The following is a 23,475-nucleotide window of genomic DNA, read 5'->3' on the forward strand; positions in this document are numbered from 1 at the left end:
ACGCCCATGCTGGGCGTACAATTAAGAAGGATCGGCTTTAACGGCCGATCCTTCTTTTATTGTTCATCCTCCAGCGATTGCTCGAGCTCTTTCGCTCGGAGGTATTCTTCTGTCATGCGGTCCCGCTCCCTGCTCTTCTCCTTCAGGCGTTCGATCGCCGGTTGTATGAGACGATCGATCTCCTTCTGAACGGTATAAGCCAGGTCATAGCGGTTGTGCTGTTCCAGGAACTGGCCGATCTCCATCCATGCGTTGTAGCGATCCAGTTCCTCCCGCGTCATCAAACCTCTGACCTGCACACTGCAATGCCTCATCCACGCCACTCCTTCCATCCGACCGATGCTTGCCGCTGCCGATATCCATCGCCCTTATGATGTCAGGCGCTGCTCTTTAGAACCGGGCTTTGCGAATCACAAGGGGGATCCCGCCGATCATATAGAGATATCGAATATCGATCAATTTCTTCAGCAGAGACGCTTTATATCCTTTGAGCTTGCGATTGCCCACTATGGCAATGGCGTTGCGCTTGCCGAGCGAAGCTACGGTACCCTTGCTCTCAAACTTAAATTCCCGCAGTCCTTCGTTGCGAATCGTTGCCACGAGGTTATGGGCTACACTTATCCCTTGCTGCATCGCAATCTGAGCCGTTGGAGGATAGGGCTTGCCCTCGGCATTCATGACGATGGAACAATCCCCTACGACATAGATATTGTCATGACCGGGAACCCGAAGATAGGGATCTACTTGGACACGGCCGCGGACCACATCAAAGCCTGCTTTCTCCAGCAGGCTGTTGCCTCGTATACCGCCCGTCCATACGACGGTGGTGGTCTTAATCTCCTCACCGGTAGCGAGCACGACGCCATCCTGGTAACATTCCTTAATCGGCGTGCCGACGATGAATTCAACCCCATTGTCCTCTAAGGTCTTGCGTGCATACTCAACCAACTCTTGATCGAAGCCCGGAAGAATCGACGGTGCTGCTTCTATGCTGTAGATCTTGGTCCAAGACGGATCTACATCGAACTGTTTGCACAGCTTTGGGATGCGTTCAGCCAGTTCAGCGACAAACTCTATGCCGGTGAATCCGGCCCCGCCTACGACGAAAGTGAGGTATTCCCGGCGGTAAGGCTCTTGTTTGAACTTGGCAAACTGATATTCGATATGCTCGCGGATGAGATTCACACTGTTCAAACTGCGGATATGCATCGCATATTCCTTCATGCCCGGGATGCCGAAGGTCTCCGGCTCTCCTCCTAAACCAATCACTAGGTAATCATAAGAGAGCACCCCTTCATCGAGCACGATCTTGCGCTCATGGGGGCGAATCTCCTTCACGGTGGCTTTGACAAAAACAATCTTAAATTCATCAATGATATTCAGGATATTAATGCGTGCATTCTTGGGGTCATCGGTTCCTGCAGCGGGCATATGAAGATTCGTGGTTATATAATGATAATCATGTTTATTGACAAGCGTGACATCCGCTTCATTATAGTTAAGCTCCTTCTGCAAACGAATAGCCGTGACGATGCCTCCATAACCTGCACCTAATATGACGATTCTAGGCAATCGATTCATGATGATCCCATCCATCTCCTACTTCTACTGTTAGTACATTCTTTCTCTATATCTAATTAACCCCACTTTTTATAATTAATGGATTAGTGAAAAAAAGCACAATCTTATATACTTTTTCATTTTAATAAAGTCATTCAAATTAGATCATATAATTTATTATAAGAAAGTTCAAGTCCTAATTTGGCAGTCTTCGGGCATCAAACAAGCCCCTGCCGCGTCAGGTCTTAGGTCTCCTGACAGCAAACAGAGGCGTGCACGGTTTACACCTTCGTGTACATGATCCCCTAACCATACGTGCATACTAAAGAACAAACCGTAAGCACACTTGCACGAAACAAGAAATTCAACGAAAGGACGATGGCGCATGACCAGCCTGTGCCCGGTATGCAACGGTCTGGAGAACATCACTAAGACATGCCCGCAGTGCCGTGCAGCATCAGAAGATCTCGGCAGGATGAGCGACTGGTTCGGGCCGTATTCCCCATATCGTGAGATCGACGATCTGAAGATGACCAATGGCTGTCTTGATCGAACGAATCACACATGCATCCATATGTGCCAATGTACCGTATGCGGATTAAACTTCTTATGCGAGATCGAGGAATGGCAAAGCCATGAGTTCCGCTAAATTATGCCCCGCGATTCACATTCACTTGCAGGTTGCGGCGCTTGATCTCCGCCAAGAGCAGATTGATAAACTCCCGATCCAATTTCAAATCCACAGCTCGATAATAGGATTCTAATAAATTCTCATTGCTCAGCAATCTCATATTCACCTATCCCCTTACATCTTTCAATCTATCATCGCAGCGCAAGCGCGAAGAGCTTGCGGAGTTCGACATTCCCGCGCAACATTTGTAAATGTTTGGTCGCTCAACCATCATATCATGCCTCTAGAAGAGGAACAACTCCTAATTATCCACAATATTGTGAATGAAACTGTCGATGACTTGTTAGTAAATGTCGTCATTCGTCTAGTATCAAGGATGAATATGTGGAAGAAGTTATTCACACTCTGTGGATAAGAAGCGAATAAAAAATATTTATCACGTTCCGTTCCTCGCTTCACAGAAAGTATTCAATCAAACAAAAAAAGCATCCTCCAGTTGGAAGATGCTTCGAGGTCCTGCGGATGATCTGAGCCAACGATCAGCACTGCTCTGGTACGCCCTGATCTTCCCGCGTGCGGAAAGAGGAACCGCAGCCGCAGGTGGCGATTGCGTTCGGGTTTTCGATTGTAAACCCGCCGCCCATCGCCGATTCCTTGTAGTCAATCGTCACGCCGTACAGATATCTGGCGCTGTCCTCATCAACGACCACCTTTAAGCCGTGTATCTCAAATTCCTTATCTGTCTCAGATTGTTCATCATCGAAGCCCATGCCGTATGAGAATCCGCTGCAGCCGCCGGTTGTCACGCCGACACGCAGAAACATGTTCGGCGTTTCCTGTTCAGCAAGCATGGCTTTGAGTTTCTCGCAAGCTGTTTCACTGATTTGAATCATCGCTTGTTGCACCTCCTTATTTAGAATTATTATAACAACTAAGTCCTGCTTTCCACAAGAGGCCTTGCAGAACGTTCTCAAGTCAGCAGACTATGTTCATTTTGCCTAATATGTTATATAATAAGTTACGTATAGTGACATAAGTTACGATTGTGTACGAAAGGAGCTGACAGTCTGATGAGTGATGTACAAGCAAATTCCAAATACGATGAAGTACTCGAGGTCTTGGATAAGCTGCGCCCCTTCCTGCAAAGAGACGGGGGAGACGTAGAACTGGTCGATGTTGAAGATGGCGTCGTCAAGCTGAAACTCATGGGTGCTTGCGGCAGCTGCCCGAGCTCGACAATCACCCTGAAGGCAGGAATTGAGCGCGCACTGTGCGAAGAAGTAGAAGGCATTCATGAAGTGGTGCAAGTCTACTAATATCAAGCCCTTACCCCAGCCGTTCTCATCGGGGCGGGGCTTTTTTTTGCGTATCAACCAAAAATCCCTGATCCTCAGCTGACCACACTGGCCGGCAAGGATCAGGGTTCTCCCGCTACACTTCACCTGCGCACACTCTCCGAACCTTCCCTCAGGAACTCATCCCAGAATGAGCGATGCGCTGATAAGACACTTCGAAGATCGTCGTCATCGTCTGATAGACCATCTCACAGCCCTGCGCCAACACAGCCATGCTCTGCTCCAGATCTTCGATCCCATTGAGCTTCGTAAAGTGCTTCTTCGTCTGATGAAGATCATCCAACATCTCAACATTCACGTAGTGAATCTCCAAATTGCGTTTCTTGCGCAGAACATTCAGCGGCTCCTGATAGGCGGCTTTGATCTTCTGCAGGCGATCATAGAGATCCTGTACGGAGGGCTCCGTCCTCATCTGCCGCAGAACCGTAAAGAAGGAATACCTTGGTTTCACCCGCTCTGTCCTCAGCATGTACAGCTCATTCATAAAATAGCCGAGCTTATCGAGAATGGAGAATACGCGGACGATGGCATTTTTGTAAAAATAGACGTGTAAGCGATAATCGGCCAACTCACCGGCGTCCATCTCTTCTTCGAACTGCTTATGAACCCGCTTGCTAAACCATGCCGCGGCATATTGGCTCTGCTCCAGCTCATTCAAGGAATCCTTGAAACCTCTGGCCCAGGCCTCAAGGCGGTAGATCGAAGCATGTTCCTCCATGCCGTCGGGGATGCTCGCGCGAAGCTGCCCGCAATATCGATCGATCAAGTGGAAGATCTTCCGGAATTGTTCACTCTGCTCTGCACTCGGCTCTCCAAGCAGACGTCGCAGCAATCGCCTCACCTCATCTAATAAGATCTGAAGCAGTATGTACGGGCCGAATCATCCAAGACTTGTCTCTGCAGTCTGACCGACACGGCGCAGCGCACGTCTGCTCTTCCATACCTCGATGATCATGTAGCATTGGACGGAGAACATCACAGCGATGATCATCGTGTGCAACATCGCTGCGAAGACGTAGACATCCGCATTCTCAAGCGCGAATGTAACCAGTGCTCCGCTTAAGATCTGCAGGATGATGGTGACGAATACAATGTTTCCCGCTCTGCGCATATGGGCCGGCATCTCACGAGCGCGAAGCGTCCAGACGGTAACCCACGCGATCAAGATGAACAGAATCAACGCGCTTAACCGGTGTATGAACACGATGCCTGCTGCTCCCGTCAGTTCGGGGATCCACTCTCCGTTGCACAGCGGCCAGCCCGTGCAGCCTGCGAAGGACTCGGTATGCCGCACATAGGCGCCAAGATAGACGACGACATAACAGAAGATCGCCGAGATCCACAGCAAGGCATAGTACCCGCTGCTGTAGCGGAAGTTCTCGGACTCTCCCGCGTCCGTCTCGGATCTGCCAACCGCTTTGACGAGCAGATACGTACATGCAAAGGCGATCAGCGAGAACCCGAAATGAAGCGCCAAGACAGCGTCTGACTGCGGCTGTACGACGGCCATCGCGCCGAGGATCGCTTGCAAAACGGTAAAGAAGAGCGAACTTCCTGCATAGATGACCGCTTCCTTGTTCTCCCGCATATAGCGCCATACCAGCACGAAGGCCGCCGCGACGATGATCCCCACAATCCCCGAGATCAGGCGATGGTTGTACTCTAGGAAGGATTCAACGGTATAAGCCGGGATGAACTTGCCATTACACAGCGGCCAGTCGGTGCCGCAGCCCCGGCCGGCATCCATCTTCGTCACGGCTACGCCAGCGATCAGGACGAAGAACATGCCGATACACGATAGAAGCGATACATTCCTGACTATACGGTTCAAGACTTCCTGCACCTCTACTTCCTAAGTGTGTTCCGCTATCATTATATCGCTTACAATGTGACAATTTCCACGTCCATACGAGAAAGATGTGAACAAGTTTTGACATTCGCATGGACCTCAGGAAATTCTCGATCTTCGGGAAACTCCCTATCAGTGCATATCTGCATCAGCGGAATCTCTTCGGCACGAAGGCGAGCAGTCTCACGAGCACCTTCTGCACACGGTCAGGAATGTAACCGAGATCTTCATCGTTAACCAACTGGAACTTCAGGATCAACAGGATATAACCGACACCAAGTACGAAGCTGACGATCGAAGCGATGACCATATCGTTCAGTCTAACCAGCGGCGTAGCGATCAGCATGCTCAGAAGTTCATGCAGGCCGTAGCCGAGCAGGGCCAGCACGGCTGTCGAGACGAACAGCAGCACCCACTGCTTCATCGTAAAGATCGAGAATCGCACCATCTTCCGCAAGACATATCGATATAGCGTGAAGATGAAGGCGAAGGTCAGCATCGTCGCGCCGACGATCCCATAGATCCCGAACAACTGAGCAAGCAGGATGCTTGTGACCAATTTCACGATGATGCCGAGGATTACGATCCGCATGGTAAGATAAGTCTTGCCAAGTCCTGTCAAGATCGATCCCGTGGTCATCATCATGACTTGGAACAGCGTACTTGCCACAAGCATGGCGATGATGTCCGATCCCTCTGTATCCCCGAATAGAAATCCATTGAACGAAGGAGCTGCCGCACAGAGCATCAGCACGATCGGCAGCGCCGTTAAGATCGTCACCTTCAGCGCCAGGACGCTCTGTGTCCGCACCCTCTCCATATCGCGCTGCGCATAGGCGGAGCTGACGACAGGCAGGATCGTCTGGCCGACGGCGATCGCCAGGACAGGTGCGATGCCGGCAAAGGACTGAGCGCGTCCCGATAAGATCCCGAGGGTCTCCTTGGCCGCCTCATAGCCGATGCTGCCTTCCAACAAACCGATCGTAATCGAGGAGTCGATGAAGTAGATCATCGGCACATTGAGCGAGACGAAACAGATCGGAATCGCAAGCTGGAAGATCCGGCGATAGATCGCCCGCGTCGATTGGCGGTAGTAAAACTGTTCTTGTTCATACAAGGGCTTGTCCTGCTTGCGGCTGCGCAGCCAATACCAGAGCATCACGCATAACGCGCCGATCGCTCCTGCCACGCCGCCGAAAGAAGCGCCGGCTGCAGCTGTGGCCTGATCATAGCCGAGCCATATGAGGATGCCGGCTAAAGAAACAGCGGTGATGACGCGCAGGATCTGCTCGATGATCTGGGACATCCCCTGCGCCATCATGATCTGCCGGCCTTGATAATAGCCCCTCATCACGGCGATCAGCGGAAAGATCAGCATCGCCGGAGCTAACGTGCGAATCGCCAGAGCTGCGTCCCGGTCCTTCGTGATGTACTCCGCGTAATATGGAGCGATGATGAACAGGAATATCGTCATGACAAGGCCTGCGGTAAACGCAAACTTCGCCGCCGCACGGAAGATATCCAGGGCTTCCCGGTGCCGCCCGAGCGCCGTACGGTCGGAGATCAGCTTGCTCAGAGCACTTGGAATCCCAGCTGTTGCGATGACCAGCAAGGCGGAATAAATATTATATGCGATTCCATAGGTTGCCATCCCTGCGTCGCCGAGCAGATACTGCAGCGGGACCCGTTGGATGAGCCCTAAGAATCTAGCGACGAAAGCCGCCAACGCTAAGATCATCGTACCCCTTAGCAGTGATTGGCGGACCGATGCTGCTTCATTATCCAATGCTAGAACTCCCCTTCACGGTCTCCCTTATGAAAGAACAACTTGGCGCAGGATATGAGCAACTCCGTCTTCATTGTTCGACAGGGTAACCATATCAGCTGCTTCTTTGACTTCATCTTGAGCATTGCCCATGGCGATACCCAGACCTGCTTCACGAATCATCGCGAGATCATTTAGACTATCGCCTACAGCGATGATCTGCGACATCTCGTATCCGAGCCGCTCGCATAAGATTGCCAGTCCGGCAGCCTTATTCACGCCCCGCGGGTTAAACTCAAGATTATAAGGATGAGAATTCGTGATTTCGAAGCGTCCCATATCTTCCGCACGTTGACGCAGCTCAGTAAGCAGTTCAACATTCTCTGTATAGACGCCGAATTTCAACCATTGTTCCGCATAAGGATCTTCACTCCAGGTGTCTTTGTTAAACACTTGTTCGGTGGTAGATCCCCAGTACCAAACATCATGTTGCAGCGCCCAATTGCGCAATTCTTCGACAAGGTCTGCATCCATCGTGATGCGTGTAATCAGCTTCTCCCGATGTTCCCAAACTTCGCTGCCATTGGCAGCAACGATGGGCAGCTCGATCTGGATCTCATCGATATAAGGCGATACGTTATAGATTCCCCGTCCCGTGGACAAGCAGACCGTCACGCCCAGTTGACTGCACTCACGGATCACTTGCAGATTTGCCGCACTGATCTGTGATTGCTCATTCAACAGCGTACCATCCATGTCCAGTGCGATCATTTTGTATCTGGTCATCTATTCCACTCCTATTGAAGTTCCATGATTGATTATTCTGTCGGCTCACTCCGCAGTCCGATCTTCTGATCATAAGCGTCGAATATTGCCCGGGCAATAGGCGCCGCTCCATATGCTCCATAACCGCCTTCCGGCACCACGACGGCCACGGCCAGTTTAGGCTGATCAGCCGGTGCATAGGCAATGAACACCGCATTGTCCACGATCTCTCCGCCGTAGACCTGCTGCTGGGAGGTTCCGGTCTTTGCTGCAACCTCATACGGGAAATCCTCAAATCCCGTAGTGAACACCCTCAACATCCCGCGATGGACAATATCCCAGTATTCGTCCTTAACATCGACTACATTCAAGATTTCCGGCCCCTCGAACTGTTCGACGATCGAGCCGTCAGGAGCGACAACTTTCTCGACGAATTGCGGCTTTACCCGCTGACCGCGAGTCGCTAAGGTCGTTACATATTGGGCCAGCTGCATCGTTGTATACTTCGCCTGTTGTCCCCACGATGCTCTGACGAGAGCGGACAAGGTGCTGGCATTTTTGGCCTCGTGGTAGTAATCCTTCACCCCGGGGTTCTCATTCGGCAGGCCGCTGCCGGTGGACACCCCTAAACCGAACTGCGCCATCCAGTGATCCCAGATCTCGAGACCATCCTCACGCTTCGCCAAGCGTTCCCCGATCATCGCTGACATGAAGGTGTTGGAAGATACGCGGATCGCATCTTCGGCGTTGATGCGTCCATAGCGGGCTCTGTTGGAGTTGGTGATGCGTGTTCGATCTCGGCCGAAGTAGTATTCTCCTGTATCGTAATAGTACTCGTTCGGAGTGAACAACCCTTCCTGAAGGCCGATTAACACGGACAACGGCTTAATCGTGGAACCCAGATATACAAGAGACGTCGGGTGTTTCTTGCGCTCTTCATCATCCTCGTAGTTCGGGTAGGATTCACGAATCGTTCCGTTCTTGAAGAAGTACTGATACTTCTCGTAGTTTTCCGTCGAGATCCACCCGCCGCGCCATATGTTCGGATCATAGTCCGGATAACTGACCATGGCAACAACTTTGCCGGTATCCACTTCCATGGCAACTGCGTATCCCGTTGTAGCTTGTGCGCCTTTGCCGTAGGTGCGAGGGTTCAGGTCCGGCTGTTTCATAAACGCTATATGATCTTCTATGGCCTGTTCGGCAGCAAGCTGAACGTCGATATCGATCGTCAGATACACATCGCTGCCCTTAGTCGGCGCTTGCACCGTCACTTCACTGGTGATATTGCCTTGAGAATCCACCGTATACGTGCGATAGCCGTTCTTACCGCGCAGGTGTTTTTGATAGGCAAATTCGATGCCGTCTAAACCGACATTCTCATTCGGTAAGTACTCATAGGTGAGATCCGGATCCTTATAGATGTTCAGATAGGAATCCGGGAGGTTGCTGGCGGTGGAGAACTGCCGCAGGTAGCCGACGAGCTGCACGGCGATGCCAGTTTCGCCGTCATCTTCCAGCACATAGTTGCGGATGCTCTCTTCCATGATCTCGAAGCCCGGGAATTCATCCCGATGTTCGACAAAATAAGCGATCTCCCCATCGCTGAGATCCGTCTTGATCCGTCGCGGCACCCAGGAATAATTGTGCGGTTCGCGCCGCTTGCCGTCATACCCGTACCATGCATCCATCCGCTCCATGATCTCCTCGGCGGTCAGCTGTTCTTCGGGATCCTCGCCGTAAGTGCGGAAGACTTCCGCCAGCTTCTCCGCCATGCTGATCAGCTTCTCCGGACTCTCATTGTTCAAGCGGTAATATAAGGTCTGAGTCGAGGTCGAATAAGCGATTGGCCTGCCCTCTCGGTCGAGAATATTGCCGCGAATCGGCGGGATCGTATTGGTCTTCAGTTCATTCTGCATCTCCTTCGCCGCGTAGGACTCCCCCTCTACCAGCTGTAGGAATGCCAAACGCACGATAAGTACAGAGAACAAGATAAAGGTCAAGAAGAAAAAGATGTTCAATCGAAAGGCGAAGCTCCGCTTCTTAATAATCTGCAGCTTCTGCGGGTCTTGATTTGCCGGTCCGCTCATTCAACCACCTCCCAGCCTGACATTTGTAACGTACTGTATCAATACTGGCGAATTTATTGATGACTTGCGTAATCATGACATACGAGCTGCGTCGGATGCTGACAAGCGGTGCCCATGATTCACGCTGCATTTACCGCTGATAAGCTGCACATCATGATCCGCTTGCTGCGCTTATGACTCACTTACTGCATAGCCTGTAATCTTAGGAAACTCCTGTGTCAACAAGCTCAAGCAGCGACCAGATCCCTTCACCTTGTTGATAATCATAACGCTTGATGCGAATCGCCTGAATTCCGACTTGGGCAGGAGCCCACAGATCATTCGTCTCATGATCGCCGATATAGAGGACCTTCGCAGGATCCAGCCCCGTAATCTCCAGCGTATGCCGGAAAATGCGCGGATCAGGCTTCTCATAGCCCGCCAAAGTCGATACGACGATCGGATCGAAGAAGCGATCCACGCCTTTGGCAGCGAGAATATCCGGCAAGGTAGGCGCAAAATTCGACACAACCGCCATCTTAAAGCCCTTGTCCTGCAATGCCTCAAGGGCTGGGATCACATCATCGAACAGGATGTAATGATCAGGCGAAATATATAACTCGTACAACTCGTGACACATGCGAAGCGCGAGCGACTCGTCCAGGAAGGCCCACAACCCCAATCTCTCCAGGACATAACGATAGAAGCGGACCCAGTATGCCCGGTCCGATTCCGGCGAACAAGCGGTATAAGAATCCGGCTTCCAGCCGTAATACACATTCGTGAAAGCATCGTTCAATGCCTCGATGATCCGCTCCTCGCTCACGTTGAACGAGCGGTCAGCCAAGTAGGCGGCGAACAACTTCTGCGTCTCCGGGATCGTGATCAGGGTATCGCCCGCATCGAACCACACGGCCTCAAACGAATCTAAGGAAGGAATCGGCGTCTTGCTTAAGAAACGGCTTGTTTGGTTGTCCATGGTTTGACTCATTGCGATGCTCCTTGTGCCGTCTCAATATAAGACCGAATCGCATCGGTGATCGTCACTTCCCCAAGCTTCACGCCATGGAAGTACACCGTGACTTTGTCCGAGCCGATGGCTCCCGTAATCTTGATGCTCTTACTTACTACGGTGAAGCTGCCATCCTCTTCGATCGTATATTCGGCATCCTCTGCCTCGCCCGTCATGGCTTGAAATGCTGCGTCTAAGGAGTATTCAGCCACCGAATCCACAGCCTCTCTAATCGGTTCGTAATTCAGACCATACAGTACAAGTCCTGCGATAATCGCTGCTACGAGCAGCCATTTGACGATGGCTTTGACCACTTTGATGATAATCACCAGCACGACGGCAGCGATCAAGATGATCCACCATTTCTCCTGGACAAAAGCCATCAGATGTTCAATAGCAAAATCCATGACATCCTCCCACCACAATTGTTGGATCAATGGATCGATGATCGGCGTGATCATGGGCATGATCAGTGCCGCTGTTGATCGATCACAGTTGATCACTGATTGACCGTTGGTCATGCAAATCTTGGATTGTTCCTACATGATTCCAACTTAGACTCTATTATAGCGCAAAACCCGGTCTTGCGAAATGCAGAAGCCATAGACCCGGAGCATAGCGTATTTGGCTTGCGGAAATATCACTGCTCTAGGTTAACGTACACACGACATCTCTCCATACCTACATATGATGTATCGTCGATTCGATCTTGTGCTTGGAAAGAGGGGTGAACGATATGTCAGCAGGCAAAGAAGCTTATCCATTCTACACGTCAACTGCTGTAATTCTTGTTCTCTACATCTTGCTTGTCATCATCTTGCGCACGTTCTAACCTAACATTCACAGCTGATCCTGACATATTGATCCTTATGTCTGTCGGAGCGCGCAGCATTCAACAAGCGCCGCCTCCGGCGCTTGTTGAATAACTCTTACAAGATGCAAGGCCTCCTGGAATCAGGTATACTCTATGAAGATAGGACCATGATATACCATGAGGTTTACGAGATCTCTAAGGCCTGCATCTTGGAGGAGATTCGCTATGACGCTTCCGCTTATGATTATCGTCGAAGGCAAAAACGACAAAAAACGTCTTCGCAAACTTCTGTCCAGCGAAATCGAGATCCTGTGTACTTACGGGACTCCAGGAACAGACCGATTGGAGCAGATCAAACGGATCGGCTCCCGCTACCATGTCTTCATCTTCACGGACAACGATGCCTCGGGCAGGAAGATTCGCGCGATGCTCAGCGAGACCTTCCTCGATGCCGAACATATCTACACGAAGAGAGGCTATGCAGGCGTCGAAGGCACTCCCGATGAGTACCTGATTCAACAACTCGAAAAAGCCGGCCTGGAATCCTACATCATCTACCCGACTACCACTGCATTTCCCGAACTCGAGGGATGATATATTTCGATGACATAAGCTCTATATTCAGGAGCATGACCTGAGGTGAACGCATCACCTGGCATGATGAAAGCACCTGCACAATTAAAGGGCTGTCCAGCAAGTCAGCCATGACTGACATGACTGACTGATGGGCAGCCCCGCGCGTTTACCCTGCGCATCCCCCGCACATATGAAATTTGCTTATCCGTACGCGCACTCAGAGACAACAGGATCTGTCGTCTCACTTACTTCGTCCTGTCACGACACAGCTGAGACAACATGTTTTGTCGTTTCGCGCGCCTTTCCTATCCCCACGCAGCTTAGACAACAACAATTGTCGTCTCACGCCTCGTCTCGGTCATTCTGCATGCTGAATCGACAGTTTCTGTTGTCTCACCCGCCTTTCCGCCTGCATGCGCATTGAATCGACAGTTTCTGTCGTCTCACGCACCCACTCCACCTCCGCGAAGGCTGAGTCAACACTTTCTGTTGACTCGCACGCAGTTCCTGACTCAACAAGCCTGAATCAACAGAGTCTGTTGTCTCAACCACCGCCGCCGCCTCTTCGTACGCTGAATCGACACATTCGATCGTCTCACTTCGCGTAGCACATCCTTATCGGCTGAATAGACAGTTCTTGTCATCACACCCGTCCGCTCATTCACAAAAGGATCTTAATGCTGCAGGATATAGTTCATCGCCCGCTCATCGAGTTCGTACCATCTGATTTTCAGTCGACCAGAACCCGCGGCTTTGATTAATTTTTTCTCCAACAGGCCTTTTAAGACTTTCCTGCAGGTTACTTCACCAAGTTGTAAACACAGCTGAGCATCCTCATTTCGAAATGGCCTGTTTAACCATAGTGCGTATCGAAGGAGTTCTCTTTCATATACACTTAATTCGTTAATCATCGATTCGTTGGTATAAGAATATCGGCCCAGCAGTTCATAAACAGCCCGTTGACAATCCCGGGCGCTTCCCCAATTCATCCCAGCTAAAAGGGATATACTTATATCCATACAACGCTAACGTGCGAATACGCATGCGCTCGAATGCAAAACGATCACGCGTGATGTTCTCAGCATGAGCGATATATCCCTCACTTTCAAAAGCAATTCTTAAGGGGCTCATAGCATGAATCTACATAGATGGTCACACCTGAAGTGCTTCTCAGCGGGAATTCTAATATAAATCCTTCGAAAGTTTGAAAAACAGGCCATAACGCTTCTCGAAACATTTTCTTCTCACCGATCAAATCTTGCAGGAGTCTTTCCTTCCGATTGCCTCGAGCCGTCTCAATCTGACTTTGCAAGAATAAATCCCACTCTCGTTCAAACCTCATTCTCAATCCCTTCCTTATCAAAAAAATAACGCCTCTAACCCTTGATCGGATTAGAGGCGTGCTTCGCCATAACGATGAACAAATTATATTCCTTTAGTGTTATATATATTATTTTCCGTCAAAAATGCAATGGATTCATCCAAAATTTGTGTGCTGAGACGATCGTTCTTGTCGTTTCGCTCATCGTTGCGGCTTCTGCTTATGCTGAGTCATTAGGATTTGTCGTCTCAGCTGCATTTCCGCCCACGCAAAGTCTGAGTCAACAGTTTCTGTTGTCTTATATGCCGATTCCGCTTCATCACACGCTGAGTCAACACTTTCTGTTGTCTCACCCGCCATTCCGCCTGCGTGCGCATTGAATCGACAGTTTCTGTCGTCTCACGCACCCATTCCGCCTCCGCGAAGCCTAAATCAACACTTTCTGTCGTCTCACACGCAGTTCCTGCCTCGACGTGCTTGAATCAACAGAGTCTGTCGTCTCACAATTCCGCGGTTTCAATCCTTTACTTCGCCAAAGAAACCATATCCTCTATAATCTCTGCGATAAAATCATCCCGCGTTTCCGGACTGAAGAGAAGCGGTACATTCGGCGAGTAGGTCTTGCGAATATTCCCATTGCCATCGATCAAGGTATAAATATTCGCATGGATGAAGTCGCCTTCCCCGCTCGGGATGACCTCCACACCATATTGGCGGGACACTTCCCGGACCATGTCCACATCGTCATGTCTTAGGAAATACCATCCTTCCAGATCAGCCTGCATGCTTGCGCTGTATTCCAGCAGATGTTCTGTCGTATCGCGCTCCGGGTCGAAAGTGATCGACATGATGAGCGCACCGTCGCCGAACACCCCTGCTTTCTTCAGCCCTTCCTGCACTTCATACAACATATAGTTGGTCGGTGAACACACATCCGGGCAATGAGCGAAATAGAAATAAACCAATCTCGCCTTCCCTGCAGTGTTTTCCAGGGAAACCTCGTTCCCCTCCAGATCATACATGCTGAATGCCGGAGCTGGCCCTTCATTAGGCAGCTTCGAACCAAAACTCACGCGGCTCAGCAGAAAATATGCGATAACTGCCACGATCACAACAGCAACGGCAAGCGGTATCCAATATTTCCAATTGTTGCGTGCAGTCTGCATAGGTCACTCACCCTTTCACGGTATCGATGATCATTACCAACATAACGATCGGTAAATATTGAATGGAGAACAAAAATGCCTGTTTCGCCCACTTCGTCTCATCCTGACCTCGAACCCCGCGAATGCACAATACGAGCCACATCAAGCCGAGGATGGTCGAGACGATGAGGAATATGTAGCCCACATATCCGTAATAGAACAGCAAGATTCCAGATGGAATGAGCAATGCAACATAAGGGATCATCTGCCATTGGGTGCGGCGCACGCCCTTCACCACCGGCAGCAGCGGAAACCCTGCCGCGCGATATTCATCCTTGCGTCGAATCCCCAGCGCCCAGAAGTGCGGCGGTTGCCACAAGAACAGGATCACGAACAAGAGGATGGCTCCCATATCGATCACACCTTCGATCGAACAATAACCGATCACAGGAGGCATCGCGCCCGAGATCGCTCCGACCGAGGTCGACCAGGTTGAAGTCCGCTTCAGCCACAGAGTGTAGACGATTACATAGACGAACATGCCGACAAGTGCAAGCATGACTGTAGTGAGATTGGTGAAGATGATGAACACCGCCAGTCCCAAGATGCCAAGTGCGGCGCCGTACCAGAATACGATCTTGGGATGAATGCGTCCGGCCGGCAAGGCACGATTCTTCGTGCGATTCATCTTCATATCATATTCGCGATCTAAGAGATTATTAAAAACACAGGATGAGGCCATGACCAGCGTCGTCCCGATCAGTACCCATATCATCAGAAACCAATCGATATTCCATCTGGAAGCCAGCCAGAAACCGCCGAATGTCGCCACTAGATTAGAACGCAGAATCCCGGGCTTCGTCAGCGTGATGAAGTCTCTCCAAGTAACCTGCGGTACTGCCGATACTTCCGACAAGATACGTTCCTCCTTAATATAATCTCCAAGTTTCCCCCGCTCATAATCCAACATCGATACGATTAAAGGCGTATTTTGTCATTGACAATCTCGTCCTACTATCATATCAACCACTATTTTGTTTGACAACTTCAACGGCACATTGTTCAAGATATTGTCGGAACTGCGGTATGCTAACCGTTAAAAGTCTCACAGAAAAGATCGTTGCCCAAAAATGGGCGCCTGTAACATTCACAACATCAGCCCAGCCGCAATACATTAAGAATGCAGATAATCGCCTAAGGCCGAAAAAACATGTGAGATGAGGAGGAATAACTTGATATGGATTATCAAGCGAAACCGATGATGGGCGGCTATGGTGCCTACGGACAGCCGATGATGGGTCAGAACTACCAGATGCAGATGCATCAACAGCAGCCTATCCCGGCAGGAGCACCTGGTTTCTCTGCTCAGCAGCCAGCGGGAGGCGTGCAGCTCCCCGGACAGCTGCCGCTGGAACAATCTTTTATTGAGAATATCCTGCGTTTAAACCTTGGCAAGGTCGCAACCATCTATATGACCTTCGAGAACAACTCGGAGTGGAATGCCAAGATCTTCAAAGGGGTATTGGAAGCCGCCGGGCGCGATCATATCATCATCAGCGATCCGCGTACCGGGATGAGGTATCTGCTCCTCATGGTGAATCTCGATTATATCACCTTCGATGAAGAGTTAAATTATTTCTAAGTTCAAACCCATCCCCTTCCCGCTTCACCGCTGTGGCTCCAAGATCGAAATTGGTCAAACAGCGGTTCTTCCTTCCTAATATGATGTTCTGCATGAAAGACGTACCGGATCTTATGGTAGAATAAAACGAAGCTAGGCGAAAGAGCGAGGGAGGTGACAAGGGTGGATACTGCTACCCATGCTGCAGTCGGTGTCGGCCTTGCCGGATTATCCCATATCGATCCTGTGGTCGCTGCTGACCCGAAGCTGGCAGTCGCTGTCTTCATCGGCACCGTTGCCGGCTCACAAGCTCCCGATCTCGATACGCTGCTCAGGCTGAAGAGCAACGCGTTATATATTCGCCATCACCGCGGGATCTCGCATTCGATCCCGGCCATTGTCCTATGGACGATCCTGATCAGCTGTGCTGCGGCTGCGATTACCGATACGGAATACCTTGGGCATCTTCTGCTCTGGACCTTCATCGCCGTATGTATCCACGTATGGCAAGATCTATTCAACGCATACGGTACCCAGGCTCTCGCCCCCTTCTATCGACGGTGGATCGCCTGGAACATTATCCACATCTTCGATCCATTTATTTTCACCGCACATCTGGTCACCATCCTGCTCTGGATCTTACATGTGCAGCCGCCGCAGATTCTTTTTACGTGCTTATATATCATCATTGTTTGTTACTATATCTGGCGTACCGCTGCCCGAGCCTGCCTGAAGCACAAGTTGCTCCGTTCAGATCCCGATCTGAAACCGCAGGACCGTTACGATCTCTTCCCGACATACAAGATCGGCGTCTGGAACGTCATCAAGACCCGGGCCGGCGAGGCAAGCTTCCGCATCGGGGAATGGAAGAAGCGCAGATTCATATGGGTGGATGAACTGCGATGCCAGCGTCATCCGGCCATCGAGGCATCGAAGGAACTGGAAGATGTGCAAGCGCTGCTGAACCTCACTGACTTCGCTTGTCCAAAATGCATCGAGCATGACTGGGGATATGAAGTCCGGTGGACGGACATCCGCTACCTGCATCGCAAGCAGTATCCCTTCGTGGCGATTGCACTGTTCGATCATGAACTTCAGCCGCTGAATTCCTATGTCGGCTGGTTAAGTGATGAGAAACTTGAGAAAAAACTTCGTCTCAAACCACAAGAGCGATGACTCAAACCCAAAGTACCTGATCACTAAAGCACACAAAAACAGGGCTGCCTCTGGAATACAAACTCCAGGGACAGCCCTTTCATGTATCATCCTGCTCTGCAATTATCGTCCTTGTGTACCAGATAACGCTTGCTCTGCGATTTGCACCAAGCGGCGTGTGATGTGTCCACCAATCGCCCCCGTATCACGGGTTGCCATGTAGCCCATGTATCCATCTTGCGGAATCTGGATACCCAGCTCTTGTGCAACTTCGTACTTCAATTGATCCAGTGCTTGACTAGCTTGCGGGACGACCAGTGTGTTACTGCTGCGAGATTGACCTCTTGCCATTGCTTGAAGCACTCCTTTCAATCTGCACTGATGATTGTAGCAAGCTTGCAAAGTTAGTATGATACATTGAGAAGATAATATTCATCCGAGAAGGAATATTCCAAGGTGAAAGGAGGCTTAGCCCCCGTGAACAAAGGGCTGGCTTTATACTTCGCTGTCATGGGCACCGTGCTTCTCACAGCAGCTGCAGGATCTCTTAGTTTTCGCATGCCTTGGCTCAGCATCACGCTGTTCGTGCTTACTCTGCTCCATATCGGGCTCGGTTTCGTGGTGAAAGCGCGGCTTCGCAAGAAAAATACATAACTAGATGACGAAGCCCATCTTCTCTTTCACGGTGCGAAGCATCTCTTCTGCCGCCTCAGAAGCACGTTCCGCACCGCGCCGCAGCACGTCTTCCAGTTCCCCCGAACTGCGGATCTCGCGATAACGCTCTTGGATCGGCGCCAGCGTGTTCACCACATGCTCTGCCAGATCCTTCTTGAAATCCCCGTATCCTTTGCCCTCATAGTGTGCCTCGATCTCAGGGATGCTCATCCCTGAACAATGGGTATAGATGCTGATTAAATTGCTGATCTCCGGTTTATTTTCCGGATCATATTTGACCTCGCGTCCAGAGTCTGTTTGGGCGCGCCGGATTTTCTTGCGGATCACATCCGGTTCATCCAGCATCGCGATATAGCTGTTTGGGTTAGGATTGCTCTTGCTCATCTTCTTAGAAGCATCGTCCAAGGACATGATCCTTGCTCCAACTTTCGGAATATAGGGTTCCGGAAGCTTGAAGGTCTCGCCGAAGCGCGCATTAAATCTCTCCGCCAGATCCCTCGTCAGCTCCAGATGCTGTTTCTGATCGTCGCCGACGGGTACCAGATCCGCATTGTAGATCAGGATATCCGCCGCCATCAAGGCAGGATAGACGAATAGCCCCGCGCCGATCGATTCCTTGCCTGCGGATTTCTCCTTAAATTGGGTCATGCGCTCCAGCTCACCCATATAAGTCAAAGTCGTGAGCAGCCACCCCAGCTCTGCGTGAGCAGGGACATGGGATTGCAGATACACATTCGCATGATTCGGGTCGATGCCCGCTGCGATGAACAGCGCTGCCACCGTCTTGGTCTGTTCCCTCAGCAGCTCGGGATCCTGCGGGACGGTGATCGCATGCAAGTCCACGACCATAAAGTAACATTCATGTTCATGCTGCAGTTTAACGAAGTTTTGCAGGGCGCCGATATAATTGCCCAGGGTGAGTTGTCCGCTCGGTTGAATACCAGACAGAACTCTCGCCATATTCATCCATCTCCTTCTGTTATTTTCTGGTGTGCCCATCATTGCTCAGATACGATGATTAGGTGCAAAGATTAGATCCAATGATCAGATACAAAAAAGACCTCTCGTCAAGGGACGAGAGGCCGTGGTACCACCCTTATTCACAGCGACGCATGTACGGTACTGCAACCGATACAACCAGCTGACTCAACCAACCGTTGTACACCGTATTCGCTGTCTCTACTGTCCGATATCGGGGACAAACCGCTCCACCTACTCCCTTGCAAAGTTTCAGCTTCGCGCTCGAGAACCCATTCAACCGCCCACCGCACCGGTTCGCACCAACCACCGGTTCTCTTGAGCTGTGGCAACGGCCTACTATTTTCTCTCATCGCTATGTCGTCATTCACCTTTTATCCATATAGTATACTCATCTGCTTAGCATCGGTCAAACGGTTCTGGTTTTGCCGCTTATTCCCTCGATAGACGAGCGTAATATGAACGCAATTGGTGCATAATACCTGTCAAATGGCAAATGGAGGTGATATGATGGCGCAAGGACAAACCCGCACATCTAACGCACTGGTTGTGCCGGAGGCGGCCAATGCCTTGGACCAACTAAAATATGAAGTGGCACAAGAGTTAGGAATTCAGATTCCGCAGGATGGGTACATGGGATATACGGCCGCACGCGATACCGGAGCCATCGGCGGACATATGGTGCGCCGTCTGGTTCAAATCGCTGAACAGACGTTAGCAGGGAATATAATGCGATGATCGCAGATCTAGATAATCGCTGATCCGCATGATCACTGATCTGATTGATGTCTAGGCTTGAATCGCATCAGATGCTTAATCACGAAAGGAGGTTTACGATGCCCAAAGAAGATGATGGAGTCGAGATCATCCGAGAGCAGATGATGGATTCGTACCGGGTAGGCACCATCGGCGGGTTCATGCAAGTCGAAGATGAACTGATCCAACTCGACGAGCAAGACGAATTGCATGAACATATCAATGAAGACCGAGAGAATAACTGAGTCGACACATTCTGTTGTCTCAGGTGCTGCTGCGCACATTTGCATGCTGAGTTGACACTTTCTATCGTCTCAGCCGCAACACGTGCAGTTCCCATGCTGAGTCGACACTTTCTATCGTCTCAGCGTCAACGTCTCAGTCGTCTTAGTTTCATCTCAGGCTCAGCGACGACTCAACCGCAACCGCAGCAACAGCGCAAAATGAGTAAAGCTGAGCCTCGGATCACCGACGCCCAGCTTTACTCATTCTTTACTCATTCAGTTTTACTCATTCTGCTCTGCTTCATTCTGCCATCTTCATAATTTGGACAGCCGCGAGAGAGAGTCTGGGCTCAGCAGATTCGCCATATTATAGTTAGATTCGAATTGCACACTGGCTACCAGTGTGTTGTTCTTCAAGGCGAATTCGAACTGGATCTCTCCGTGGGTCCATTGCTTCTTATACTTCAGTGATTCCAGCGCCAACTGGCGAAATGCCATGCGATGCCTTTCGCTCAGCCCAGTCCGGTTGAGTTCAAACCCGTCACCCTTGTTCTGAATCGGATCATGACGAATGCCGAACTTGCCGATGACATTATTACGGATATGAACGAAGATGATGCCGGAACTTAAATGGGCCAGCTCGTCATTTAACTGTCGAAACACCAGATCCAGTTGACGGATGAGCGGGACCTGGTCCAAATTCATCATTCCCCTCCTCCCCTAGTCTATAAGTTGTAATTGGAAAAGCGTGCCACGTACAATTATACTAGTTCGATAATACCGTTTCAACAATAAAATTCTATTTCTATATAATTTTTACTGTAATTCAGCAAAAATCTCAGATTTGATCGATCTTTGGCGTGGACCAAGACATCAGCAAGTGGTATAATGTCCCTATAATGTTATAGATAAGGGGACATGCTATGATGAATCGATTACAAGCGCTTTCTTTTTCCCAGAAGCTCTTAATTGGCTGCTATACGATCGTCGCTGTATTCTCTCTAGCTCTGCTTATCTTCTCGATCTCAGCCGGGCATGCAACGCTCGGGATCATCTTGGTGGTCCTGCTTGCGGGCGGCTGTTATCCGCTCATCAAGTTCCTTGAGAACCTGCTGACGGAACCGATTCGCGACATCTCTACGATCGCTCTGAACATCGCGAAGGGCGACTTCACCACGAGGGTAACCGTCACATCTGATGACTCCCTTGGTGAACTTGGCCGCGCCTTTAATCAGATGATCGATAAATTGAAGGATATTCTGAACAATACGACCACGATTTCGAAGCATGTTACGGAGACAGGACGCGATATCTACCAGAAGAATGTGAACCTTAAGGACGTGCTTAACCAAGTATCCACGTCCACCAATGAACTGGCTACAGGAGCCAACCAGATCTCCGAGGATGTCGCGGAAATCTCCGGCGCACTTAAATCCATCGAACTGATGATCACGAATCTCGTCCAGTCGACGCAGCAGATGAATGACCATTCGGCGAAGACGATCACCCTCGTCGAAACCGGACGCAAGGCCGTAGAAAGCCAGGCCGAGGGAATGACGGAGAACGTCGAAGCGACGAAGAATGTAGCCCATACAATCGATGAGCTGGCGAAATCCCTGGCAGGGATCTCGAAGATCACAAGAACGATCTCGGAGATCGCCGAGCAGACGAACCTGCTCTCGCTGAACGCTTCCATCGAGGCTGCGCGTGCCGGCGAGCATGGTCTGGGCTTTGCAGTTGTTGCCCAAGAGGTACGCAACCTGGCTGAGGAGTCCGCTTCCTCGGCGAAGGAAGTGTTCAACCTGGTGCGCAATATCGAACAGGGGATTCAGTTGGCGATCGCCAACATCGACAAGAACGAAGCAATCGTTGATGCCCAGTACGAATTGATTCAGGAAACATCGCGGGTATTCGCAGAGATCGTCGACAGCACGCGATTCATCGCTGAGCGAATCTCTGACTTCACAAGGGAAAGCCGCAACATGCTGGAGAGCGCGAAGAAGATCGCCAGCACGATGGAGAATATCTCGGCGATCACCCAGCAATCCGCTGCCGGCACCGAGCAGGTATCCGCCTCGATGATCGAACAGATCGCTTCTGCGGAAGAGATGGTACAGCAAGCAGAGAAGATGTCGAACATGGTCAACGATTTGCAGCGGACGATTCAGATTTTCAAATTCTAATACATACTCCTTGGGTGTAAGTCCCGCTACCATCGCATTTGACAAAGGGGCATCGGACACTCTAAGCTTGACATATCCCGTTAAGCGAAGGAGGTCAAGCGATGCGCCCCTTGCAGATTTCACCGGAGACTGCGGTCAAACTGGCCAAGGAATTGAACATCCCGATCGAGCATCTCATGCATATGCCGCAGCATATCCTGTTGCAGAAACTTGCACAACTTGCTAAGCAGGATAAGGGTCAGCGGGACCCAGATCAGTCACAACATCAAGATCAGTCACCACAAAGCGAGCAGTCATAAGCGACTGCTCGCTGATTGTTTGGCCCGCTTCTCCTCTTCCATCTCCTCCTTGACCACGGCCCATTGCTCACGGCATGCTCTGATCATATTCGCATCCATGATCCGCTTGTCGTTGATCACGCGGGAGAACCATCTGATCGCTTCGTTATAATTTTTGAGCCGCCGGTTCAGCTCGCCTATGATGTACATCAGCCTGGCTGCATTCAGCTCTTCTTCTCCGCTCTCATAGACAGTGATATATGCATCCAAAGCATGCTGAAGGAAGCGCTTCTCCTTCTCCGCATCCCCTTGATACCGATACATCCAAGCGATATGATGCAGGATGCTTGCGATTACGCGGCTGGATTCCTCTTTGATCTGAGCGCAGAGCAGCGCCAGCTTATATGTCTTAAGAGCCTCTTCCCAAGTGCGTTCATAGCCGTAGTCATATCCCTGCCATTGCCGGCCGATTCTCTCCATGAAGCGCACTCTCTGTGATTCAGAGATCCTCATCGTAAAGTTCTCCGTTGCAGCGAATCCGCAATGTTTGCATACGCGCACCACATAATATTCCGGGTTAATCTCCCGATAATGGTGACATAAGTCCGCATCGCGCTTATACGGCCGCCTAAAACTTGGTCTTACCTTTGAAGAGACGTATTCCTTACCGCATTGGAGACAGGTATAATTCACCTGGTACAAGGGATCTACCACGTCAATTCATCTCCCCCATCGTTCATGTA

Annotated in this window: 28 protein-coding genes and 1 other annotated feature; of the genes, 11 read left to right on the forward strand and 17 right to left on the reverse strand. The window is 50.5% G+C overall.

Going from position 1 to position 23,475, the window contains the following annotated elements; genetic code table 11:
* Positions 1 to 56: 56 nt before the first annotated feature.
* Entirely contained in the window at positions 57 to 314 is a 258-nt protein-coding gene (locus PRECH8_RS12795; RefSeq protein ID WP_200967498.1) for a hypothetical protein, read from the reverse strand.
* Positions 315 to 390: 76 nt separating this feature from the next.
* Positions 391 to 1,581 carry an NAD(P)/FAD-dependent oxidoreductase gene (locus tag PRECH8_RS12800; protein ID WP_200967499.1) on the reverse strand — a complete coding sequence of 397 codons (1,191 nt, stop codon included), beginning with the start codon at positions 1,579 to 1,581 and terminating at the stop codon, positions 391 to 393.
* A gap of 364 nt (positions 1,582 to 1,945) precedes the next feature.
* Between PRECH8_RS12800 and PRECH8_RS12805 the strand changes: the two genes are divergently transcribed.
* Positions 1,946 to 2,209 (forward strand): hypothetical protein, encoded by a 264-nt coding sequence (locus PRECH8_RS12805; RefSeq protein ID WP_200967500.1) that lies wholly within the window; start codon positions 1,946 to 1,948, stop codon positions 2,207 to 2,209.
* Position 2,210: 1 nt separating this feature from the next.
* Here the strand turns inward: PRECH8_RS12805 and PRECH8_RS12810 are convergent, their stop codons facing one another.
* Positions 2,211 to 2,351, reverse strand: coding sequence for a sporulation histidine kinase inhibitor Sda (locus PRECH8_RS12810; RefSeq protein WP_200967501.1), 141 nt, complete (start codon positions 2,349 to 2,351; stop codon positions 2,211 to 2,213).
* Positions 2,352 to 2,730: 379 nt separating this feature from the next.
* Positions 2,731 to 3,084, reverse strand: coding sequence for an iron-sulfur cluster insertion protein ErpA (gene erpA / locus PRECH8_RS12815; RefSeq protein ID WP_200967502.1), 354 nt, complete (start codon positions 3,082 to 3,084; stop codon positions 2,731 to 2,733).
* Between the two features lie 177 nt (positions 3,085 to 3,261).
* On the opposite strand from erpA, the gene PRECH8_RS12820 reads away from it, so the two are divergent.
* Positions 3,262 to 3,507 (forward strand): NifU family protein, encoded by a 246-nt coding sequence (locus PRECH8_RS12820; RefSeq protein ID WP_200967503.1) that lies wholly within the window; start codon positions 3,262 to 3,264, stop codon positions 3,505 to 3,507.
* 151 nt (positions 3,508 to 3,658) lie between these two features.
* Here the strand turns inward: PRECH8_RS12820 and PRECH8_RS12825 are convergent, their stop codons facing one another.
* From PRECH8_RS12825 to PRECH8_RS12855, 7 genes are all read right to left on the reverse strand, one after another.
* Complete coding sequence (locus tag PRECH8_RS12825; protein WP_207161802.1) at positions 3,659 to 4,378, reverse strand: Cthe_2314 family HEPN domain-containing protein; 720 nt, start codon at positions 4,376 to 4,378, stop codon at positions 3,659 to 3,661.
* A 48-nt stretch (positions 4,379 to 4,426) separates the two neighbouring features.
* Positions 4,427 to 5,377, reverse strand: a complete 951-nt coding sequence (locus PRECH8_RS12830; protein ID WP_242457576.1) for a COX15/CtaA family protein — start codon at positions 5,375 to 5,377, stop codon at positions 4,427 to 4,429.
* Between the two features lie 166 nt (positions 5,378 to 5,543).
* Complete coding sequence (locus PRECH8_RS12835; RefSeq protein WP_200967505.1) at positions 5,544 to 7,181, reverse strand: putative polysaccharide biosynthesis protein; 1,638 nt, start codon at positions 7,179 to 7,181, stop codon at positions 5,544 to 5,546.
* A gap of 27 nt (positions 7,182 to 7,208) precedes the next feature.
* Positions 7,209 to 7,946, reverse strand: coding sequence for a Cof-type HAD-IIB family hydrolase (locus PRECH8_RS12840; protein WP_200967506.1), 738 nt, complete (start codon positions 7,944 to 7,946; stop codon positions 7,209 to 7,211).
* 32 nt (positions 7,947 to 7,978) lie between these two features.
* Positions 7,979 to 10,015 (reverse strand): peptidoglycan D,D-transpeptidase FtsI family protein, encoded by a 2,037-nt coding sequence (locus PRECH8_RS12845; protein WP_200967507.1) that lies wholly within the window; start codon positions 10,013 to 10,015, stop codon positions 7,979 to 7,981.
* 202 nt (positions 10,016 to 10,217) lie between these two features.
* Positions 10,218 to 10,985: an HAD family hydrolase gene (locus tag PRECH8_RS12850; RefSeq protein ID WP_242457577.1), complete on the reverse strand. Its 768-nt coding sequence runs from the start codon at positions 10,983 to 10,985 to the stop codon at positions 10,218 to 10,220.
* Positions 10,982 to 11,527, reverse strand: coding sequence for a hypothetical protein (locus tag PRECH8_RS12855; protein ID WP_207161803.1), 546 nt, complete (start codon positions 11,525 to 11,527; stop codon positions 10,982 to 10,984). Before PRECH8_RS12855 ends, PRECH8_RS12850 begins: the two co-directional genes overlap by 4 nt.
* A gap of 518 nt (positions 11,528 to 12,045) precedes the next feature.
* Between PRECH8_RS12855 and PRECH8_RS12860 the strand changes: the two genes are divergently transcribed.
* Together PRECH8_RS12860 and PRECH8_RS12865 are read left to right on the forward strand one after the other, a co-directional pair.
* Positions 12,046 to 12,414 (forward strand): toprim domain-containing protein, encoded by a 369-nt coding sequence (locus tag PRECH8_RS12860; protein WP_200967509.1) that lies wholly within the window; start codon positions 12,046 to 12,048, stop codon positions 12,412 to 12,414.
* Positions 12,415 to 13,812: 1,398 nt separating this feature from the next.
* On the forward strand, positions 13,813 to 14,097 hold the full coding sequence (locus tag PRECH8_RS12865) for a hypothetical protein (protein WP_200967510.1): 285 nt from the start codon (positions 13,813 to 13,815) through the stop codon (positions 14,095 to 14,097).
* 144 nt (positions 14,098 to 14,241) lie between these two features.
* Here PRECH8_RS12865 and PRECH8_RS12870 read toward each other — a convergent pair whose 3' ends face one another.
* A complete protein-coding gene (locus tag PRECH8_RS12870) occupies positions 14,242 to 14,883 on the reverse strand; it encodes an SCO family protein (protein ID WP_200967511.1) in 642 nt (213 codons plus the stop codon).
* 7 nt (positions 14,884 to 14,890) lie between these two features.
* Positions 14,891 to 15,778, reverse strand: coding sequence for a heme o synthase (cyoE, locus tag PRECH8_RS12875; RefSeq protein ID WP_242457578.1), 888 nt, complete (start codon positions 15,776 to 15,778; stop codon positions 14,891 to 14,893).
* Positions 15,779 to 16,099: 321 nt separating this feature from the next.
* On the opposite strand from cyoE, the gene gerQ reads away from it, so the two are divergent.
* Positions 16,100 to 16,504, forward strand: a complete 405-nt coding sequence (gerQ, locus tag PRECH8_RS12880) for a spore coat protein GerQ (RefSeq protein ID WP_371871216.1) — start codon at positions 16,100 to 16,102, stop codon at positions 16,502 to 16,504.
* A gap of 162 nt (positions 16,505 to 16,666) precedes the next feature.
* Entirely contained in the window at positions 16,667 to 17,659 is a 993-nt protein-coding gene (locus PRECH8_RS12885) for a metal-dependent hydrolase (protein WP_200967513.1), read from the forward strand.
* A 102-nt stretch (positions 17,660 to 17,761) separates the two neighbouring features.
* Here PRECH8_RS12885 and PRECH8_RS12890 read toward each other — a convergent pair whose 3' ends face one another.
* Positions 17,762 to 17,989, reverse strand: a complete 228-nt coding sequence (locus PRECH8_RS12890; RefSeq protein WP_200967514.1) for an alpha/beta-type small acid-soluble spore protein — start codon at positions 17,987 to 17,989, stop codon at positions 17,762 to 17,764.
* Between the two features lie 126 nt (positions 17,990 to 18,115).
* Here PRECH8_RS12890 and PRECH8_RS12895 point away from each other — a divergent pair, with 126 nt between their 5' ends.
* The gene (locus PRECH8_RS12895; RefSeq protein ID WP_200967515.1) at positions 18,116 to 18,292 is read left to right on the forward strand and encodes a hypothetical protein; all 177 of its coding nucleotides are present in this window, start codon (positions 18,116 to 18,118) and stop codon (positions 18,290 to 18,292) included.
* Here the strand turns inward: PRECH8_RS12895 and trpS are convergent, their stop codons facing one another.
* On the reverse strand, positions 18,293 to 19,273 hold the full coding sequence (trpS, locus tag PRECH8_RS12900; protein ID WP_200967516.1) for a tryptophan--tRNA ligase: 981 nt from the start codon (positions 19,271 to 19,273) through the stop codon (positions 18,293 to 18,295).
* Between the two features lie 107 nt (positions 19,274 to 19,380).
* Positions 19,381 to 19,653 (reverse strand) — a binding site (T-box leader).
* A 148-nt stretch (positions 19,654 to 19,801) separates the two neighbouring features.
* On the opposite strand from trpS, the gene PRECH8_RS12905 reads away from it, so the two are divergent.
* Positions 19,802 to 20,029 carry an alpha/beta-type small acid-soluble spore protein gene (locus tag PRECH8_RS12905; RefSeq protein WP_200967517.1) on the forward strand — a complete coding sequence of 76 codons (228 nt, stop codon included), beginning with the start codon at positions 19,802 to 19,804 and terminating at the stop codon, positions 20,027 to 20,029.
* A 98-nt stretch (positions 20,030 to 20,127) separates the two neighbouring features.
* Positions 20,128 to 20,292, forward strand: coding sequence for a hypothetical protein (locus PRECH8_RS12910; RefSeq protein WP_200967518.1), 165 nt, complete (start codon positions 20,128 to 20,130; stop codon positions 20,290 to 20,292).
* A 294-nt stretch (positions 20,293 to 20,586) separates the two neighbouring features.
* Here PRECH8_RS12910 and PRECH8_RS12915 read toward each other — a convergent pair whose 3' ends face one another.
* Positions 20,587 to 20,979, reverse strand: a complete 393-nt coding sequence (locus tag PRECH8_RS12915) for an O-methyltransferase (protein ID WP_200967519.1) — start codon at positions 20,977 to 20,979, stop codon at positions 20,587 to 20,589.
* Positions 20,980 to 21,197: 218 nt separating this feature from the next.
* On the opposite strand from PRECH8_RS12915, the gene PRECH8_RS12920 reads away from it, so the two are divergent.
* Positions 21,198 to 22,454 (forward strand): methyl-accepting chemotaxis protein, encoded by a 1,257-nt coding sequence (locus PRECH8_RS12920; protein ID WP_200967520.1) that lies wholly within the window; start codon positions 21,198 to 21,200, stop codon positions 22,452 to 22,454.
* A 101-nt stretch (positions 22,455 to 22,555) separates the two neighbouring features.
* Positions 22,556 to 22,753, forward strand: coding sequence for a YycC family protein (locus tag PRECH8_RS12925; RefSeq protein ID WP_200967521.1), 198 nt, complete (start codon positions 22,556 to 22,558; stop codon positions 22,751 to 22,753).
* Here the strand turns inward: PRECH8_RS12925 and PRECH8_RS12930 are convergent.
* A complete protein-coding gene (locus PRECH8_RS12930; protein WP_200967522.1) occupies positions 22,748 to 23,446 on the reverse strand; it encodes a DUF2225 domain-containing protein in 699 nt (232 codons plus the stop codon). The two genes, PRECH8_RS12925 and PRECH8_RS12930, sit on opposite strands and share 6 nt — an antisense overlap.
* Positions 23,447 to 23,475 lie beyond the last annotated feature (29 nt).

Origin of the sequence: Insulibacter thermoxylanivorax (assembly GCF_015472005.1) — a bacterium.
GTDB lineage: Bacteria > Bacillota > Bacilli > Paenibacillales > DA-C8 > Insulibacter > Insulibacter thermoxylanivorax.

Excerpts from the sequence above, each read along its gene's own strand:
- PRECH8_RS12795 (WP_200967498.1), bottom strand. The coding sequence starts at position 314 with ATGAGGCATTGCAGTGTGCAGGTCAGAGGTTTGATGACGCGGGAGGAA.
- PRECH8_RS12800 (WP_200967499.1), bottom strand. The coding sequence starts at position 1,581 with ATGAATCGATTGCCTAGAATCGTCATATTAGGTGCAGGTTATGGAGGC.
- PRECH8_RS12805 (WP_200967500.1), top strand. The coding sequence starts at position 1,946 with ATGACCAGCCTGTGCCCGGTATGCAACGGTCTGGAGAACATCACTAAG.
- PRECH8_RS12810 (WP_200967501.1), bottom strand. The coding sequence starts at position 2,351 with ATGAGATTGCTGAGCAATGAGAATTTATTAGAATCCTATTATCGAGCT.
- erpA (WP_200967502.1), bottom strand. The coding sequence starts at position 3,084 with ATGATTCAAATCAGTGAAACAGCTTGCGAGAAACTCAAAGCCATGCTT.
- PRECH8_RS12820 (WP_200967503.1), top strand. The coding sequence starts at position 3,262 with ATGAGTGATGTACAAGCAAATTCCAAATACGATGAAGTACTCGAGGTC.
- PRECH8_RS12840 (WP_200967506.1), bottom strand. The coding sequence starts at position 7,946 with ATGACCAGATACAAAATGATCGCACTGGACATGGATGGTACGCTGTTG.
- PRECH8_RS12845 (WP_200967507.1), bottom strand. The coding sequence starts at position 10,015 with ATGAGCGGACCGGCAAATCAAGACCCGCAGAAGCTGCAGATTATTAAG.
- PRECH8_RS12850 (WP_242457577.1), bottom strand. The coding sequence starts at position 10,985 with ATGAGTCAAACCATGGACAACCAAACAAGCCGTTTCTTAAGCAAGACG.
- PRECH8_RS12855 (WP_207161803.1), bottom strand. The coding sequence starts at position 11,527 with ATGACCAACGGTCAATCAGTGATCAACTGTGATCGATCAACAGCGGCA.
- PRECH8_RS12860 (WP_200967509.1), top strand. The coding sequence starts at position 12,046 with ATGACGCTTCCGCTTATGATTATCGTCGAAGGCAAAAACGACAAAAAA.
- PRECH8_RS12865 (WP_200967510.1), top strand. The coding sequence starts at position 13,813 with ATGAACAAATTATATTCCTTTAGTGTTATATATATTATTTTCCGTCAA.
- PRECH8_RS12870 (WP_200967511.1), bottom strand. The coding sequence starts at position 14,883 with ATGCAGACTGCACGCAACAATTGGAAATATTGGATACCGCTTGCCGTT.
- gerQ (WP_371871216.1), top strand. The coding sequence starts at position 16,100 with ATGGATTATCAAGCGAAACCGATGATGGGCGGCTATGGTGCCTACGGA.
- PRECH8_RS12890 (WP_200967514.1), bottom strand. The coding sequence starts at position 17,989 with ATGGCAAGAGGTCAATCTCGCAGCAGTAACACACTGGTCGTCCCGCAA.
- trpS (WP_200967516.1), bottom strand. The coding sequence starts at position 19,273 with ATGGCGAGAGTTCTGTCTGGTATTCAACCGAGCGGACAACTCACCCTG.
- PRECH8_RS12905 (WP_200967517.1), top strand. The coding sequence starts at position 19,802 with ATGGCGCAAGGACAAACCCGCACATCTAACGCACTGGTTGTGCCGGAG.
- PRECH8_RS12910 (WP_200967518.1), top strand. The coding sequence starts at position 20,128 with ATGCCCAAAGAAGATGATGGAGTCGAGATCATCCGAGAGCAGATGATG.
- PRECH8_RS12915 (WP_200967519.1), bottom strand. The coding sequence starts at position 20,979 with ATGATGAATTTGGACCAGGTCCCGCTCATCCGTCAACTGGATCTGGTG.
- PRECH8_RS12920 (WP_200967520.1), top strand. The coding sequence starts at position 21,198 with ATGAATCGATTACAAGCGCTTTCTTTTTCCCAGAAGCTCTTAATTGGC.
- PRECH8_RS12925 (WP_200967521.1), top strand. The coding sequence starts at position 22,556 with ATGCGCCCCTTGCAGATTTCACCGGAGACTGCGGTCAAACTGGCCAAG.